The following is a 16177-nucleotide window of genomic DNA, read 5'->3' as shown; positions in this document are numbered from 1 at the left end:
GGAACTCTTGACCGCCGGGCGTCGCGCTCCTACAGTCAGGAAACATGTTGCCGTCGTGTTTCGGCAACCCCCTCACGCTGTCGAGCGAAGGAGTCCGGCGTGCCCGTTTCCGCTGTCGTTCCCCGGTTCCGGGGATCCGCCCTGATCGAGTGGGCCGATCACGAGTACCGCGAGCCAGGTCCCGGTGAGCTGCGGCTCCGGATCGCCGCGAACGCGATCTGCGGCACGGATCGGCACGAGTACTACGACGGCAGCCCGATCGTCCCCGGTCACGAAGCGGCCGGTGTCGTCGTCGACGCAGGTCCGGGTACGGCGACCTCGATCGGCAGCCGCGGTGTCGTCTATCTGATGGACTTCTGCGGCGACTGCCGGAGCTGCCGAGTCGGCGCGACCAACCAGTGCTTCGCCAAGCGCGGCGACGTCGGCCAGAACACCGACGGCGGCTACGGCCCGTACGCGGTCGTCCACGAGACCAACTTCTTCGCCGTCGGCAACGACCTCGACCTCGGTACGGCGACGATGCTGCTCGACGTGATGGGCACGAGCTCACACGCCCTCGCTCGCGCTCAGCTGATCCGCCCGGACATCGAGAGCATCTTCGTCGCCGGTGCCGGCCCGATCGGACTCGGCCTGCTGGTGATGGCCAAGGTCCGCTTCGGCGCGGACTTCCCGGTCTACATCTCCGACGTCAGCAAGTGGCGGCGGGGCTTCGCCGAGAGCCTCGGCGCAGTGAGCTTCGCCGCGGACGACCGGGACGGGATCATCGCCGCCGGCGCCGACATGAGCTTCGACTCGTCCGGCAAGCAGGCGGCGCGCGAGCTCGCCCTCACGGCCAGCACGCGGCGCGGCGGTCTGATCTGCGTCGGCCACGGCGAAGGCATCACCATCGACGTGTCCCGCGACCTGATCGCCCCTGAACGCGCCGTCCTGGGCAGCGAGTACTTCCGGTACGACGAACTCCCGGAGAACCTCGAACTCCTCGAGCAGCACGAGGACTACATCAGCAAGGTGATCACGCACCGGATGCCGGTGAGCGACCTGGACGAGGCGTTCCAGCTCTTCTTCTCCGGTGAGACCGGCAAGGTCGTCATCACCCAGGAGGCCGGCGCATGACGCTCCGAGTCGCGATCGTCGGCGCCGGCGGCTGGGGTCGCCAGCACGCGCGCATCTTCTCCGGCCGTCCCGACTGCGAGCTGGTCGCGATCGCCGCGCGGACGCCCGAGTCGGCCGCGCGTCGAGCGGCCGAGTTCGGCGCCGCGCCGTACACGGATCTCGACGCGATGCTCAGGGAGACCAGTCCGGACCTCGTCACCGTGTGCCTCCCGAACGAAGGCCACTTCGAGCCGACGCGGACACTGATCGACGCCGGGGCGAACCTCCTGGTCGAGAAGCCGCTCGTCTTCGACCTCGCCGAAGCCGACGAGCTGCTCGACCGGGCGGCTCAGAAAGGCATCTTCTTCGGCATCAACTTCAACCACCGGTACGCCGAGCCCGTCCAACGCGCCCACCAGGCGATCCAGGACGGCGTCCTCGGCGAGCTCTCGTTCCTGACCTGGCGTTTCGGCGGCGAGGCAAACTACGGCGCGTCGCCGCACGCCAACCTGATCGAGACCCAGTGTCACGGCTTCGACATGCTCGAGCACCTCGGCGGCCCGATCCGGTCCGTCGCCGCGCAGATGACGAACAAGACGTACGGCGCCTACAGCACCGTCGCGCTCGCGTTGTCCTTCGAGAACGATGCCGTCGGCACCATTCTGGGCAGCTACGACTCGTCGTACGCCTATCCCGACAGCCAGCTGATCGAGGTCAACGGCAGCACCGGCCGCGCGACCATCCACGACACCGTCCGGCGCCTCACCCTGAGCCGGGCCGGTGACGACACCACGTCGGTTTGGCAGGCCGGTTATTTCAACGATGAAATGCGTTCCTTCCACGCGACCTTCGACCGTCACGTCGACCACGTCGTCGCCGCCCTCCAGGCCGGCGGCCCGCCGCCCGTGCACGCCTCCGCCGGCCGCCGGGCCCTCCAGCTCGCCCAGGCAGCGATCGCGTCCTTCGAGCGCGGCGCCCGGGTCGACGTCCACGAGTTCACCTGAGGAGAACCCATGTCAGCACCCATCGGCCGTCGCCGGCTGCTCCAGCTCGGCGGGCTGACCGCCGTCGGGGCCGGGCTGTCGGCCTGCAGCGGCAAGTCGCTGAACGACACCGGCTCCGGCGACGGCGGCGGCACCAAGCAGCTGCAGTTCATGTTCTGGGGCTCGACCGCCGAGCAGAAGGCGATCGCCGGCATGCTCAAGGACTTCGAGAAGGAGAAGTCCGGCGTCGCGGTCAAACCCGTCTACACCCCGGCCGACTACGACACCAAGCTGAACGCGCTCGTCGCCAGCAACCGCCAGCCCGACCTGTGCTACATGCAGTCGCCGATGGGCTACCGGCTGGCCGAGCAGGGCAAGCTGGTCAACCTCTACCCGTACTTCGACAAGTACCCGGACCTCGCCAACCGCCTGCCCGGCACCTACTTCTGGTGGGACAAGGGCAAGACCTACGGCACCCAGAGTGCGAACGAAATCATGTCCCTCTGGTACAGCAAGGCCGCCTTCACCGACGCCGGCGTCGAGCTGCCGCCGGCCGAGGCCGCGAAGGCGTGGAGCTGGGACACCTTCATCGAGAACGCCTACAAGCTGACCCTGGACCAGAACGGCAAGCACCCGGACGAGTCCGGCTTCGACCCCAAGCGCGTTCGCCAGTACGGCGTCTCCGCCGGGATGGGCTCGATCGTGTGGCAACCGCTGCTGCTGAGTCGCGGCATCAACTTCACCGACGAGGCCGGCCGCAAGAGCATGCTGGACACCCCGGAAGCGATCGAGGTGTTCCAGAACCTGGCCGACCTGATGTACAAGCACCGGGTCGCGCCGACGCCGGCACAGCTGGGCAACAACGCGCCGAGTACGACGGTGCAGCTCAAGACCCGCCGGGTCGCGATGGTGATCGACGGGCAGTGGACGCTGCTCGACCTTGCGCAGGGCAAGCTCGACTTCGGGATGGGCGTGCTGCCGAAGTACGAGAAGCCGATGACGATCACGCTCGGCGGCGCGACCGCGATCTTCTCCTCGACCAAGCACGAGCAGGAAGCCGTCGAGCTGTACCTGTTCCACGACAACCCGACCAAGGTCGACCTGTTCAGCACCGGGCTCTGGATGCCGCTGGAGAAGCGGTACTACACCGAGCCGGGCGACATCGACGTGTGGACGAAGAACGACGCGCACCCGCCGGAGTACAAGACCGCGGCGATCGACTACACGATCAACAACTCGGCGCCGTACTTCTACCAGAAGCTGCGCAACATCGAGGCGATCGACAAGGTGCTGACCCCGGCGATCCAGGTCATCCAGCAGGGCAAGACCCCGGCCGCCGAGGTGCTGAAGCCGCTGGCCGCCAAGCTGAACGGCGGCCTGCTGCAAGGTACGTACCCCACCGACGGCAACTGATGAGAGCCGAACAACGCTGGGGATGGTTGCTGGCGGCGCCGGCGATCCTCGGGTTCGGGATCTTCACCATCGGCCCGATGGTCGCGTCGCTGGTGTTCAGCCTGACCGACTGGCGGATCGGCGCGCCGGCCCGGTTCATCGGCCTCGGCAACTACGACCGGCTGGCCGGCGACCCGCTGTTCTGGAAGTCGTTGAGCGTCACGAGTTACTACACGATCGGCGTCGTACCGCTGACGCTGCTGGTCGGTTTCGTGGTGGCGATCCTGGTCAACCAAGGAGTCCGGGCGCGGTCGTTGTGGCGGACGATCTACTACCTGCCGACGCTGGTGCCGGCGGTGGCGAGCTCGGTGCTGTGGATCTGGATCTTCAACCCCGACTTCGGGCTGCTCAACAGCATGCTGCGCGAAGCCGGGTTGCCGACGTCGAACTGGATCTACGCCGAGCGGTCCGCCGTACCGTCGCTGATCCTGATGAGCGTCTGGGGCTTCGGGAACGCGATGGTGATCTTCCTGGCCGGCCTGCAGGGGGTGCCGCGGCACCTGTACGAAGCCGTCGCGATCGACGGCGGTGGGACGTGGGCGCGGTTCCGGCATGTCACGTTGCCGTTCATGACGCCGGTGATCTTCTACAACCTGGTGACCGGGGTGATCGGCACGTTCCAGGTGTTCAACCAGGCCTACATCATGACGCAGGGCGGGCCGAACAACGCGACCCAGTTCTACATCTACTACCTGTATACGAAGGCCTTCACCGACAGCGAGATCGGGTACGCCAGCGCGCTCGCGTGGGTGCTGTTCGTCGTCGTCCTGGTGATCACCGTCCTGCTGTTCCGCAACGCCCGCCGGTGGGTCCACTACGAGATGGGAGCAGCCAGGTGATCCGTCGTACCTCGGTCTGGGCGGTGCTCACCGTCGGCGCCGCGCTGATGTTCTTCCCGTTCGTCTGGCTGGTGCGCAGCGCCCTGATGGACGACAACCAGATCTTCATCTCGCCACCGGAGTGGATCCCGCGCCCGTTCGCGTGGACGAACTTCAGCGAGGCGCTCAGCTCCCAGCCGTTCGCGCGCTACTTCCTGAACACGATGATCATCGAGGTGCTGGTGGTCACGGGGACCGTGCTCACGTGCGCGCTGGCCGCCTTCAGCTTCTCGCGGCTACGGTGGCGCGGCCGCAACCTGATCTTCGGGCTGCTGCTGACCGGCGTGATGCTCCCGTACGCCGTGACGCTCATCCCCACGTTCGTCATGTGGGGCTCGGTCGGCGCCCTCGACACCTTCGTGCCGCTCACTTTGCCGGCCTGGTTCGCCGGCGCCGGCGGCGGGGTGTTCAACATCTTCCTGTTCCGCCAGTTCTTCCTGACCATCCCGTACGAGTTGGACGAGGCCGCCTACATCGACGGCGCCACCCCCTGGAAGGTCTTCTGGGGCGTCATCATGCCGCTGTCGAAACCCGTGATCGTGGTCGTCGTCATCTTCACCTTCATCGGCGTCTGGAACGACTTCCTCGGCCCACTCCTGTACCTGACCTCCGACGACAAGTTCACCCTCGCGTTGGGCCTGGCCGGCTTCCAAAGCACCTATACAGCCCAATGGGGCTACCTGATGGCCGCTTCCCTGGTGGTCATCCTCCCGATCATCCTCATCTTCTTCGTCCTCCAGCGCTACTTCGTGGAAGGCGTAACGCTGACTGGTGTGAAGGGGTAGAACATTGAACGGCCCAAGGACACGGCCTTCAGCCGCGGCTGTTCATTCGGCCGCCTCCGGCGGCGCGCTCGGCCGGGTTGCGGCGGGAGGTGCTTGGCGGCGGGCAGCGTGGAGCGGCCGAAAAGGACACGGCCTTCGGCCGCTGCTGTCTGTTGGCCGCCTGCGGCGGCGCGCCTGACCGGGTTGGGTGGTCGGCGGCGGGAACGTGTTCTGGATACTCGCAGGGCCCGCGTACGGGCTCCGGGCTCAACCTTGACGGTGCCACCCGCACTGCGCAATTCGCGGGGATATCCCCTGCAAGGTTGCCTTCTCCCTTCGTGCGGGAGGGGAGAAGGCGGCGTTCGAGGGGATATCCACCGGATGTTGCGGGAGCGGGGCACGACCCGGAAAGGGGACGGCTTCGGCCGCGGCTGGTCGTTGGCCGTCTGCGGCGGCGCGCCCAACCGTGTTGCGGTCGGGTGTGGTCGGCGACGGGAAGGCGTTCTGGATACTCGCAGGGACCGCTCACGGCTCCGGGCTGAACCTGGACGGTGCCACCCGCACTGACATACGGAGGGATATCCCCTGCAAGGTTGCCTTCTCCCTTTGTGCGGGAGGGGAGAAGGCGGCGTTCGAGGGGATATCCCCTGGACGATGAGGGAGCGGGGCACGACTCGGATTCGGGGGTCTGTTGTGCGTCGCGACGTTCCCTAGGCGCTGGCCGGGGCTGGTTCCGTGCTGATCGCGTCGGGTCGGGTTCTGGGTTGCCGGCTTCGCGTTGCCTGTCGCCGATCACGTTCCGCCGCAGCACTGTTGAGCGGGTCGGCGGAGCCGGCGAATAGAGTAGTCGCCGCTGAAGGTGGTGTCCTTTCCGAGCAGTTGGCCAGGTTGGTTCCGCGCTGACCGTGTCGGGTCGGGGTTCCCGGTTGCCGACCACCGCCGACCACCTCCCACCGCCACCCGGTCGAGCGCGCCGGCGGAGCCGGCCAATAGAACAGTCGCCGCCGAAGGCGGTGTGCTTTCGCCAGCAGCTGTCCGGTTGGTCCCGCGCGGATCGCGTGAACTCGTGTCACCGGTTGCGGCTCAAGAGAACAGCCGCGGCCGGAGGCCGTGTGCGTTTACTTGGCGTCGTGGAAGACCAGGCCGAGGGTGTGGCGGTGGCCGGTTCGGATGGGGGAGACGCCGTGGCGGACGGGGGAGGCGGACCAGCCTCGGGTTGATTTGACGGGGCGGTCCCGGGTGGTGAAGACGAGGCCGTGGCCTTGGGGGATGAGGGTGGCGGTGCCGCGGGACTGGGCTCGGGGGCGTTGTTCGACCAGGAGGAACTCGCCGCCGGTGTGGTCTACGCCGGGGTCGTTCAGGTTGATGACGACCTGGAGCGGGAAGACCTTGTCGCCGTACAGGTCGCGGTGCAGGGCGTTCCAGTCGCCGGGGCCGTAGCGGAGCAGGATCGGGGTCGGGCGGGTCTGGCCGGCGCGGTGGCAGATGTCGAGCCACTCGTCGAGGGTGTCGGGCCACTCGGCGTCGCGGCCGAGCTTGCCGTACCAGTCGCGTGCTATCGGCAACAATCGCGGGTAGAGAGCCTGGCGCAGCGACTCGACCGCCTGGGGGAAGGGCTCGGCGAAGTACCGGTACTCGCCCTCGCCGAAGCGGTGCCGCGCCATGTTGATGGTCGCCCGGAAGCGCGAGGCGTCGTCGTACAGCGCTGCGATCCGGGCTGCCTCGGCCGGGGTCAGCAGTTGCGGCAGCAACGCGCAGCCGAGGTCGTTCACCTCGGCCGTCACCTGGTCCCAGTCAGCCTTGGCCACTCGTTGCTCGTATCTGTCCATGACTATGGAACGGCCCAGGTCGCGGATGTGTGAGTCGGCCGCCAGGTCACGCACCTTGAAGCGCGGCCGGCCGGCCCGGCGCGCTCAACCGTTCGAGGTCCCGGTGAAGCGGTCCGTCACAATCCGCCGGGCCGGTCGGTCCATGTTTGTGAAGGCGGCGTCTCTTGACTGCGGGCGCGCGCGGAGCGACGGTTGGGAGAGAGGTTGGTGGGGGACCGGATGCGTATGGCGGACAGTGGATGGGAAGCGTATCGCCGCGGCTGGAGAGCAGCAGTGGTGGTGCTGGCCGGCCTCGGCCTCGTGACCGCGCTGGTCTTCGTCGGCTGGTCGACGAACGTGGTTGCCTTCCTGATGGGCGGAACCCTGGTGGCCTCGGTCTACCTGAGTGTCGGGCTGGCCCAGGAGCGGAAGACCCCTGAGCTGATCCGGGACGTGCTGCGATGGGCCGGCCGGGCCGGGCTCTGTGTGGTGGCGATCTGTGGGTACGCGACCGCGATCGGGATGGCCACGCTGTGGCTGGCCCTGCTGCTCGGCATCACGTCACCGCCGCTCGTCACCCGGCTCTGGCCCCAGCAGGCAGGTCCCGTACGGCGACCTCAGCCCGAGCCCCCGGTCGAGCGCCAACCCCGGAAGGCCGACCTGACGCCGAAGAGCGATCGCGAGGCCGACCGGAAGCCGAAGGCCGAGCGGAAGCCGAAGGCCGAGCGGAAGCCGAAGAGCGACCGCAAGCGGCAGCCGGCCCCGGAGCCGCCGCCACCGCTCCCGGAGCCGATCGTTCTCCCACCGCGCGCGCCGCTCGACCTGTCCGAGTTCACCGACCTGGACCTCTGCCTCGCCTGGCGCCGCAGCTTCACCGAGCTCGAGGGTTGTACGACGGACCAGGAACGCCTCGCCGTGATCGCCGCCCGGCACGCCTACCTGGACGAGCTCGAACGCCGCGCCCCCGACGCCTTCGCCCAATGGCTCGAGTCCGGCCCCCGGGCCGCGGGCAACCCGGCCAAGTTCTTCGCCCCGCGCACCAACCACGGCGAGGCCGAGTAGCAGTCGATCGACGATCTGCCGCCATCGGCGGGGGTGCATAGATACCATCGATGCATGCTCGACTTGGTTCGGCTTCGGGTGCTGGCGGCGGTGGCCGCGCACGGGTCCGTGACCGCGGCCGCGCAGGCACTGCACTACACGCAGCCGACGGTCAGCCACCACCTCGCCCGGCTGGAGGCGGCGACCGGCGCGCGGCTGGTGCAGAAAGTGGGGCGTGGCATCCGGCTCACGCCCGAGGGGCAGGTGCTCGCGCGGCGGGCGGCCGAGATCATCGGCCGGGTCGACGCGGCGGACGCGGAGCTCGCCGCGCTGATCGGGCTGGAGGTCGGCCGGGTCCGCCTCGGCGCGTTCACCTCGGCGCTGACCGTGCTGGTCCCGCCGGCGGCGGCCGAGCTCCGGCGCCGGCACCCCAACATCGAGCTCGAGCTCACCGACGTTCATCCGGTCGTCGCACTGCAGCAACTCCGTGACGGAGTGCTCGACCTGGCGATCATCTTCCGGTACGACGACGAGCCGCCGAGCGACGGCATCCGGTACACCTACCTGCTCGACGACCCGGTCTACCTGCTGAGCCGCCGTACCGGGGAGAAGCTCACCGACCACCGCGAGTCCGCCTGGATCGCGGGATGCGTCAACTGCCGGCAGGAGTTCGTCGACCTCTGCGCCGAGGCCGGGTTCACGCCGCGGATCGCGTACACGAGCGACGACATCATGGTGAAGCAGGCCTTCGTGGCGCACGGCCTCGGTGTCACCACCATGCCGGGCCTGGCGCTGCGCACACACCAGGCCGATGGCGTGAAAGCGACCAAGGTGAGCGCCGCACGCCGCATCTATCTCGCGACGTACGGCGAACCACCCGACCCACCCGCGACCGCGGCGTTCATCGAAGCGCTGGAAAGGCATCACGGAGGTCAGCCGCGATGAGGTCGATCGCGTGCCGCCCGGCCGACAGCACCCCCGGGAAGTTGAGGAACGCGTGCATGGTGCCGGCGTACTCGACGAGTCGCGCCGGTACGTCGTCCGTCTCGAGCCGAGCGGCATAACCCCGCGCATCGTCGCGCAGCGGATCACGACCGGCGGCGAGGATCAACGCCGGCGGCAGACCCTTCAACGACTCGGCCCGCAGCGGTACGGCGGCAGCCGGCAACTCCCCGTCCGGGAAGTACTGCGCCGACGACCAGCGACCTGGCGCGATGCTGAGAAACGTCCCGTCGAAGAGCCGATACGACTCGGTGTCCTGGTCGACGTCGAGACTGGGATAGCAGAGGATCTGGCGGTCGGGGAGCGGCCGGCCCTCGTCCCGGGCGAGCAGGCAGGCACCGGCCGCGAGGGCAGCCCCCGCACTCTGACCGCCGACCGCGATCCGGCCGTCTCCGTTGAGCTCAGCCGTATGCTCACGGAGCCAGTCGAGAGCGTCGCGAACGTCGTGAAGCCCTGCTGGGTAAGGGTTCTCGGGCGCGAGCCGGTAGTTGAGCGAGACCACGGTGACGTCGCCGGCGGCGGCGATCCCGGACGTCGCGCACTCGATGTCGCGGAGGTGGCCGCCGATGAATCCACCACCGTGCAACCAGAGCACCAGCGGCCTTGGCGTCTCGCCCGGCGGTCGGTACAGCCCGGCCTCGAGGGCGCCGATGGTCAGATCCTTGACCTCGACGCCCGCGGCGATTGGACCGGCGAGCTCGGGGTCGGGCAGTTCCTCGCGGTCGAGCAGCAGGGCTTGGTAGGGATCGAGCTCCGGACCTTCCGGTGCGGCGGCGAAGCGGGCCAGCAGGGCATCGGTTTCGGCCGCGAAGGCGGGCAGGTCGACGATGGTCATGCCGGGACCTGCGCAGGCTCGAGGTGGCGGGCGGCGTGGCCGAAGAGGACACCGTCGGGTGGAGTGGCGGCGTACTCGGCGAGTGCTCCGATCCCGCCGTCGTACCCACCGCCGGTCGCGGGGTCGTTCCACGCGTCGTCGTCGTACTGCCGGATCTCCGCGACGAGCGCGTCGGCGACGCTGTGGAACCGGTGCAGCAGCAGCCCCGACGGGATGTGCCGGCCGGCCTCGACGCCGCCGACGTTCAGCGCGCTGCCCGCGTCCGCCGTCTCCCACCGCGGATCCAGACTCCAGTGCAACCGCCCCGCCGCGGCATCCCGCAGCACCGCGAGCGTGATCTCGTCCCACATCAGGATGTGTGCGGTCAGATCATGCAATGAGTCACAGAAGTGCCCGAGTGGCCCGGACACCACCCGGTACGGCGCCCGCAGTTCAGCCTCACTCAGCCCGTCGACGAGGTCCGCCAACAACCCATGATCATCCATCACCAACCGAGCCGCCTCGCTCGGAGTAGTAGTCGCTGTACGCATGCACCGAGCCAACCAGCCCGCGCGCTATCCCCGCCCTGAATTGACGGAACTCTTCAATCCATCGCGGTAGTGGCTCATCTTCGCGCGGGCGCCACACCTGTTCATAGAGCACCACCGCCGCCGCCCGGCACGGCTCTCGTCGACGAACAGCAGCGAGCAATCGTCGGCCGCACACGTGCGGACGCGGTCGCGGAGCGGTCCGGTGACCAGCTCGACGGCGTCGCGGGCGAGCGAAGTCAGCAGCCCGTTCACGTCGATCTCCGGGCGTTCGAGCACGAGATCGGGCGACAGTCGGGGCCCGGGGAGCGGCCGGCTGCTCCAGCGGTTGACCACCTCGACGTCGTCGGCCGTACCCGTCAACAGCCCGTAGACGGCCTCCCGCAACTCGATCGCCTGCCGGTAGGCGCGCGGGGAGACCTCGACGAGCTCGCCGGTCAGCCCGGCGTCGCGGAACCAGTGGGACAGGTCGTCCGGTGCGGGGATCCGCTCGAAGGGCTCCTGCTGGCGCTTGCCGAGGGTCGCGGTGAAGTTCACCGACGGCCGGCCGCCGACCCAGGTGAAGGTCGTCATGGTTCTAGGCTACCATCGCTGTTACCAGATAACCCGGTAACAGGAGTGGGGCACATGACGACGGTCGCGGTGGTTGGGGCTGGTGGGGTCGGTGGGTACTTCGGCGGGCGGCTGGCGCAGGCCGGGCAGGATGTGCGGTTTGTTGCGCGCGGCAAGCACCTGGAAGCCTTGCGGGCTGATGGGCTGGCGGTGCGGAGTGTGGCCGGGGACTTCGGCGTGGCGCCGGTGCGGGTGACTGGAGACGCCGCGGAGATCGGGGTGGTCGACTACGTGCTGGTGTGCGTGAAGACGTGGCAGTTGGCCGATGCGATCGTCGCGATCGAGCCGCTGGTCGGTGACGCGACCGCGGTCGTGACCGTGCAGAACGGGGTCGAGGCGCCGGATCAGGTGGCGGCGGTGTACGGGCGGGAGCGGGTGCTCCCCGGAGCCGCGGAAGTGATCGCGTACGTCGAGAGTCCGGGGACGATCCGGCATCTCGGCGGACCCGGCCGGTTGACCTTCGCCGAGTGGGACAACCAGCCCACACCACGGACGGACTGGTTGCGGACCGCCTTCACCGACGCCGGCCTGCTCGCGCGGAACCCGGACGACATCTGGGCCGCCTTGTGGACCAAGTTCCTGTCCGTCGTCCCCGGTGGCGGCCTGGGTACGGCGACCGGCGCCGGCTACGGCGTACTCCGCTCCCGCCCCGGGACCCGGAGACTGCTCACCGAGGCGACCACCGAGATCCGCGACGTGGCCCTGGCGCTCGGGATCAAGCTGCCGGCGGACGTCGTACCGAACACCCTGGCCTGGATCGACAACCTGCCCGCGGACGGAACCACGTCCCTCCAGCGTGACATCCTCGCCGGTCGTCCGAACGAGCTCGAGGCGTGGACCGGCGCGGTCGTCCGCCTGGGCGACCGCGCCGGTGTTCCCACCCCCGTCAACAGCTTCCTCTACGAGATCGCGGCTGCCCGCGCCTCTTAGTGGTCGATCCTGGCCCGCAGCCGGGCGGTGTTCTCAGCCGGCGATGAGGTCGGCTGTGTGTAGACGGCCAGGTAGAGGATGAAGAGGCTGGCGCCGTAGACGGCCACGCCCGCGGCCAGTGCACCGGTCACGCTGATGGCGATCATCAGAAGTGACCAGAGGCCGGCGCCGAGCGGAGTGTAGCGGCGCCACCCCTGCCACGCACCGGAGCGCAGCACCGAGATCCCGGCGGTGATCAGCCCGGCGGCGGTCAGGGCGATACCGAGGCCGAAGGCAGCGCCGACGACCTGCGGGCCGGTGTCGTCCATGCGCTGGTCGGCGAACGGGATCGTCGCGAGCTCGGCGACGAAGAAGACGAATGTGCCCACCAGGGCCAGTCCGCTCCCGACCCGAGCCGCGCGGCCGCGCACCGACCGGGCGAAGGCGAGCATCCCGACGAAGACCAGCAGGTGGATGACGGCGTACGCGCTCGAGATCAGGACCAGCGCGTCACTGCTCCACGGGTAGCTCCACATCTCGTCGGAGACGTCGGAGGCCGGTTGGACCACTGCCGCGACGAAGGCGCCGGACAGAGCCGTCACTGCTGCGCCGACCAGGCCGACGGCGGCGAGTTTGCGAATGTCGTTCATTTTCCCCACCCTTTCGAAGGTTTCTTCGACGGTAGGAATCGCCGGCCGCCCGCCGCATCGGCACCAGTACGACGGTTGCGTAAGTGCCAGCACTGTTGGCGACGCCTCCCGGCGCTGCCACGATGGTGGCGTGGGTGGGAGGCGCCGGTGGCCTGTCCCGGCGGTGTTGTTCGTGGCGACTGTGATCGTGGAGATCGCGGCAGTCGTGCTCTCGTGGCGTCTCGAACCGGCGTACGACACCTTTGTGTACGCCGCCTTCACCTTGGCCACCGTCGGCGCGGGCGCCTTGATCGCCCAGCGCCACCCGGAGAACCCGATCGGCTGGCTGCTCTGCGGTTTCGGCCTGCTCAACGCGCTGTCGGGGGACCTGACCGAAGGCTACGGCCTGCGGGCGGCCGCCGAGGGCTGGCCCGGTGGACCGATCGCCGAGTGGATCGGCTGGGAGAGCTGGCTGGTGAACGGCTTCGGCTGGATCCTGACCTTCCTGCTCTTCCCTACCGGGCGGCTGCCGAGCCCGCGCTGGCGACCGGTGCCGTGGATCGGCGCGGCCGGCACGCTGCTCGCGATGGCGGGCTGGGGGCTGAGCCGGGATCGCGACCGCGACTACCTCGGCGGTCGCAACCCGTGGGTGGTCGAGTCGCTGCCGACCGACGTGCTGTTCGCCATCGGGATGCCGGTGTTCCTGCTCGCGCTGGTCACCAGTGCGATCTCCCTGTTCGTCCGGTTCCGGCATGCCGGCGGCCTGGAGCGGCAGCAGCTCAAGTGGTTCGCGCTCGCCGCCGTCGTCGCCAGCGTCCTGCTCCCGCTGAGTTTCGCGCTCTGGTACGTCACCCCGTACGCCGAGCTGATCGCGGCCCTCGCGCTGTCCGGCCTGCCGCTCGCGGCGTGCGCGGCGATCCTGCGCTACCGGCTCTACGACATCGACCTGTTCATCAGCCGCACGGTCGGGTACGCCACGCTGACGGTGCTGCTCGGCGCGGCGTACGTCGTCCTGATCATTGCCCTCGGCACCTTGTTCGGCCGGGGCTCGGCGCTGGCCACGGCCGCGGCGACCGTGGTGTGCGCGATCCTGTTCCGCCCGTTGCGCGGCAGCATCCAGGACGCGGTCGACCGCCGTTTCAACCGGTCCCGGTACGACGCCGTGCACCGGATGGCCGGCTTTCTCGACGACGTCCGGGCCGGTCGCCGTACCCCCGAGGAGGTGCAGACCGTCCTCCGCGAGATCCTCGCCGACCCCGGCCTCGAGCTGCTCGTCTTCCTGCCGGAGAGCCAGCGGTACGTCGACCTCGCCGGGAACCCACGGACCGACGACGACCGGCACCGGATCGCGATCGAACGCGGCGACCAGCCGATCGGGGTCGTCCTGCACGACAGCACGGCCGAGCTCAGCCCGGAGCTCCTCCGGCGCGTGGTCGAGGACGGTGGTCTCGCGGTCGAGATCGCCCGGCTGCGCGCGGAACTGCGGCTGCAGCTCACCGAGGTCAAGGCGTCCCGGGCCCGGATCGTTGCCGCCGGCCACGCCGAGCGCCGCCGGATCGAACGTGATCTGCACGACGGCGCCCAGCAGCGGCTGGTCTCCATCGGGCTCGCCCTCCGGCACGCCCAGCACCAGCTGGGCTCGGCGCCGACGGCCGCCGGTGCCACGCTCGACCGTGCGGTCGAGGAGGTGACGGTCGCGATCGGAGAGCTCCGCGAACTCGCCCGTGGTCTGCCGCCGACCCAGCTCGATGACGGTCTGGCGCCCGCGTTCCACGACCTCGCGCGGAGGGCCCCGTTGCCGGTGTCGGTCGACGTACCCGACGAGCGGTTCGACTCGGGTGTCGAGGCGGCGGCGTATTTCATCTGCTGTGAGGGCCTCACCAACGCGGTCAAGCATGCGAACGCCACGCGGGTCGGTCTCGCGGCGAGGCATCAAGACCACAGCCTGCTGGTGACGGTGACCGACGACGGCGTCGGCGGTGCGGCCGCCGGCACCAGCACCGGACTCACCGGGCTCGCCGACCGGGTCGCGGCACTCGGCGGGATCTTCCGCGTCGACAGCGAACCGGGCCGCGGTACGACGCTCATCGCGGAGCTGCCATGCGGATCGTGATCGCGGAGGACCAGGTGCTGTTGCGCGAGGGGCTCAAGATGCTCTTCGTGGACGGCGGTCACGAGGTGGTGGCGACGCTGGGCGACGCGGACGGGCTGCTGGCGGCGGTGGCGTCGTACCAGCCGGATCTCGTGGTTGCGGACATCCGGATGCCGCCGACGTTCAGCGACGAGGGCGCCCGCGCGGCCGAGGCGGTGAAGAGCGCGCACCCGGAGGTCGGTGTGCTGCTGCTGTCACAGCACATCGAGACGACGCACGTGGTCGGGCTCGTGTCGTTGGGCGGATTCGGTTACCTGCTGAAGGATCGCGTGCTCGATGTGGGGGAGTTCCTGGCCGCGGCAGAGCGGGTCGCGCGGGGTGGGTCGGCGCTCGATCCACAGGTCGTGGCCGGTCTGGTGGCGCAGCGCGGGGACAACGATCCACTGGCCGCGTTGACCGAGCGCGAACGGCATGTGCTCGAGCTGATGGCCGAGGGACTGACGAACAGCGCGATCGCGCGGCGGCTGTTCCTCAGTGAACGCACGGTCGAAGCGCATGTCCGGCACGTGTTCACCAAGCTCACGCTGCCCGAGTCCGAGGACGGGCATCGGCGCGTTCTCGCCGTACTGACCCATCTCAGTGCGGCGACTCCAGGCCGAGGTCTGCCAGGATCTCCGTGACCGGCCGGCCGGGTGGGGCGGCCGTGGTGAGGCCACGAATGCAGCCGGTCATCACCATCCGGAAGTAGGCCTCGCTGCTGATCTGGGGCAGCTCGGCGTGGGCGGCGGCGAGCTTCTCGTCGGAGGCCAGGAGCGCGTAGACCTTCTCGAGCTCACGGGTGTGCGGGCCCTCGTGGTACGGCCGGTGGCGTTCCTCCGCGGCGGCGAGGTTGATCGCCAGCGACGCGACCGTCCCGGACATCACCACGGCGCCGGCCGTGGAGTACCCGCGCCGCCCGAGTGCCTCGATCGCCTCGCGCTGCAGCCGGACACCGGAAGCGCCGCGCGGAAAGAGCGACTGCATGTACGTCGCCAAGCCGGGGTGATCGAGGACGAAAGCACGGATCTGTTGCGCGAAGGACAACAGATGCGCCGGTACGTCGTCTTCCGGATCGTCGACCACGTGCAGGTCGGCCAGCACCGCCTCGCCGACCACCGCCTCGAGGCCGAGCTTGCCGTCGACGTGCCGGTACAGCGCCGTCGGGGTGACCCCGAGCGCGCTCGCCACACCGTTGACGGTCAGCTTGGCCAGGCCGAGGCGCACGCCCTCCCGCTCGATGTCCGCGAGGGTGATCTGCGCCTGCCGGCCACCGGTCTTCGGCCTGCTTGCCACAACGCTCCTCTTGGTCGGTGACCCCTAAGTTATGGTACTAACTTAGATACGAGCCATTACGTATGGTTACCGACGCTGGTTACCTCCCCAAGGAGATCATGGTGAGTGAGCACCGCCTAGCCGGAGAACGTTCCTGAAGGCCACCGGCGGCCTGACCGTCGCCGCCGGTCTCGGCGCCGGCACCATCCTGGCCACCTCGGCCGCGGCGAGTGCGGCCGACG

At 69.2% G+C, this 16177-nt stretch carries 16 protein-coding genes and 1 pseudogene; 11 read left to right on the top strand and 6 right to left on the bottom strand.

Translation table 11 applies throughout. The features are described from left to right. Window positions 1-99 precede the first annotated feature (99 nt). From ACWCOV_RS01110 to ACWCOV_RS01090, 5 genes are read left to right on the top strand one after another with little or no spacing between them, the layout of a single operon-like run. On the top strand, window positions 100-1113 hold the full coding sequence (locus tag ACWCOV_RS01110; RefSeq protein ID WP_449827173.1) for an alcohol dehydrogenase catalytic domain-containing protein: 1014 nt from the start codon (window positions 100-102) through the stop codon (window positions 1111-1113). Then, window positions 1110-2096: a Gfo/Idh/MocA family protein gene (locus ACWCOV_RS01105; protein WP_449827172.1), complete on the top strand. Its 987-nt coding sequence runs from the start codon at window positions 1110-1112 to the stop codon at window positions 2094-2096. Before ACWCOV_RS01110 ends, ACWCOV_RS01105 begins: the two co-directional genes overlap by 4 nt. Window positions 2097-2105: 9 nt before the next feature. After that, window positions 2106-3488 carry an ABC transporter substrate-binding protein gene (locus ACWCOV_RS01100; protein ID WP_449827171.1) on the top strand — a complete coding sequence of 461 codons (1383 nt, stop codon included), beginning with the start codon at window positions 2106-2108 and terminating at the stop codon, window positions 3486-3488. Continuing rightward, window positions 3488-4366, top strand: coding sequence for a carbohydrate ABC transporter permease (locus tag ACWCOV_RS01095; RefSeq protein ID WP_449827170.1), 879 nt, complete (start codon window positions 3488-3490; stop codon window positions 4364-4366). The genes ACWCOV_RS01100 and ACWCOV_RS01095 overlap by 1 nt, the downstream gene beginning before the upstream one ends. Beyond that, entirely contained in the window at window positions 4363-5190 is an 828-nt protein-coding gene (locus tag ACWCOV_RS01090) for a carbohydrate ABC transporter permease (RefSeq protein ID WP_449827169.1), read from the top strand. The genes ACWCOV_RS01095 and ACWCOV_RS01090 overlap by 4 nt, the downstream gene beginning before the upstream one ends. 1097 nt (window positions 5191-6287) lie before the next feature. Here ACWCOV_RS01090 and ACWCOV_RS01085 read toward each other — a convergent pair. Next, window positions 6288-6977 carry a 2OG-Fe(II) oxygenase gene (locus ACWCOV_RS01085; RefSeq protein ID WP_449827168.1) on the bottom strand — a complete coding sequence of 230 codons (690 nt, stop codon included), beginning with the start codon at window positions 6975-6977 and terminating at the stop codon, window positions 6288-6290. 246 nt (window positions 6978-7223) lie between these two features. Between ACWCOV_RS01085 and ACWCOV_RS01080 the strand changes: the two genes are divergently transcribed. Both ACWCOV_RS01080 and ACWCOV_RS01075 read left to right on the top strand, forming a co-directional pair. After that, on the top strand, window positions 7224-8039 hold the full coding sequence (locus tag ACWCOV_RS01080; RefSeq protein WP_449827167.1) for a hypothetical protein: 816 nt from the start codon (window positions 7224-7226) through the stop codon (window positions 8037-8039). Window positions 8040-8093: 54 nt separating this feature from the next. Continuing rightward, window positions 8094-8963: a LysR family transcriptional regulator gene (locus ACWCOV_RS01075; RefSeq protein ID WP_449827166.1), complete on the top strand. Its 870-nt coding sequence runs from the start codon at window positions 8094-8096 to the stop codon at window positions 8961-8963. Here ACWCOV_RS01075 and ACWCOV_RS01070 read toward each other — a convergent pair. The 3 genes from ACWCOV_RS01070 to ACWCOV_RS01060 are packed head-to-tail and all read right to left on the bottom strand — an operon-like array spanning window position 8920 to window position 10955. Then, a complete protein-coding gene (locus ACWCOV_RS01070) occupies window positions 8920-9855 on the bottom strand; it encodes an alpha/beta hydrolase (protein ID WP_449827165.1) in 936 nt (311 codons plus the stop codon). The genes ACWCOV_RS01075 and ACWCOV_RS01070 overlap by 44 nt on opposite strands. Then, window positions 9852-10385 carry a hypothetical protein gene (locus tag ACWCOV_RS01065; RefSeq protein WP_449827164.1) on the bottom strand — a complete coding sequence of 178 codons (534 nt, stop codon included), beginning with the start codon at window positions 10383-10385 and terminating at the stop codon, window positions 9852-9854. The genes ACWCOV_RS01070 and ACWCOV_RS01065 overlap by 4 nt, the downstream gene beginning before the upstream one ends. Window positions 10386-10409: 24 nt before the next feature. Beyond that, window positions 10410-10955, bottom strand: a complete 546-nt coding sequence (locus ACWCOV_RS01060) for a CGNR zinc finger domain-containing protein (protein WP_449827163.1) — start codon at window positions 10953-10955, stop codon at window positions 10410-10412. A gap of 54 nt (window positions 10956-11009) precedes the next feature. On the opposite strand from ACWCOV_RS01060, the gene ACWCOV_RS01055 reads away from it, so the two are divergent. After that, on the top strand, window positions 11010-11924 hold the full coding sequence (locus ACWCOV_RS01055; protein WP_449827162.1) for a 2-dehydropantoate 2-reductase: 915 nt from the start codon (window positions 11010-11012) through the stop codon (window positions 11922-11924). Here the strand turns inward: ACWCOV_RS01055 and ACWCOV_RS01050 are convergent. Continuing rightward, window positions 11921-12553 carry a hypothetical protein gene (locus tag ACWCOV_RS01050; RefSeq protein WP_449827161.1) on the bottom strand — a complete coding sequence of 211 codons (633 nt, stop codon included), beginning with the start codon at window positions 12551-12553 and terminating at the stop codon, window positions 11921-11923. The two genes, ACWCOV_RS01055 and ACWCOV_RS01050, sit on opposite strands and share 4 nt — an antisense overlap. A 172-nt stretch (window positions 12554-12725) precedes the next feature. On the opposite strand from ACWCOV_RS01050, the gene ACWCOV_RS01045 reads away from it, so the two are divergent. Then, window positions 12726-14645 (top strand): histidine kinase, encoded by a 1920-nt coding sequence (locus ACWCOV_RS01045; RefSeq protein ID WP_449827160.1) that lies wholly within the window; start codon window positions 12726-12728, stop codon window positions 14643-14645. Then, on the top strand, window positions 14633-15304 hold the full coding sequence (locus ACWCOV_RS01040) for a response regulator transcription factor (protein ID WP_449827159.1): 672 nt from the start codon (window positions 14633-14635) through the stop codon (window positions 15302-15304). Before ACWCOV_RS01045 ends, ACWCOV_RS01040 begins: the two co-directional genes overlap by 13 nt. Here the strand turns inward: ACWCOV_RS01040 and ACWCOV_RS01035 are convergent. Next, window positions 15261-15956 carry a TetR/AcrR family transcriptional regulator gene (locus tag ACWCOV_RS01035; RefSeq protein ID WP_449827158.1) on the bottom strand — a complete coding sequence of 232 codons (696 nt, stop codon included), beginning with the start codon at window positions 15954-15956 and terminating at the stop codon, window positions 15261-15263. The two genes, ACWCOV_RS01040 and ACWCOV_RS01035, sit on opposite strands and share 44 nt — an antisense overlap. A gap of 118 nt (window positions 15957-16074) precedes the next feature. On the opposite strand from ACWCOV_RS01035, the pseudogene ACWCOV_RS01030 reads away from it, so the two are divergent. Further along, a pseudogene (locus ACWCOV_RS01030) lies at window positions 16075-16128 on the top strand (twin-arginine translocation signal domain-containing protein); the annotation flags it as partial. Window positions 16129-16177: the final 49 nt, after the last annotated feature.

The organism is Kribbella sp. NPDC002412, assembly GCF_053592935.1.
Note: the sequence above shows the minus strand (reverse complement) of the source record. Positions and strands in the feature narration are given on the sequence as shown.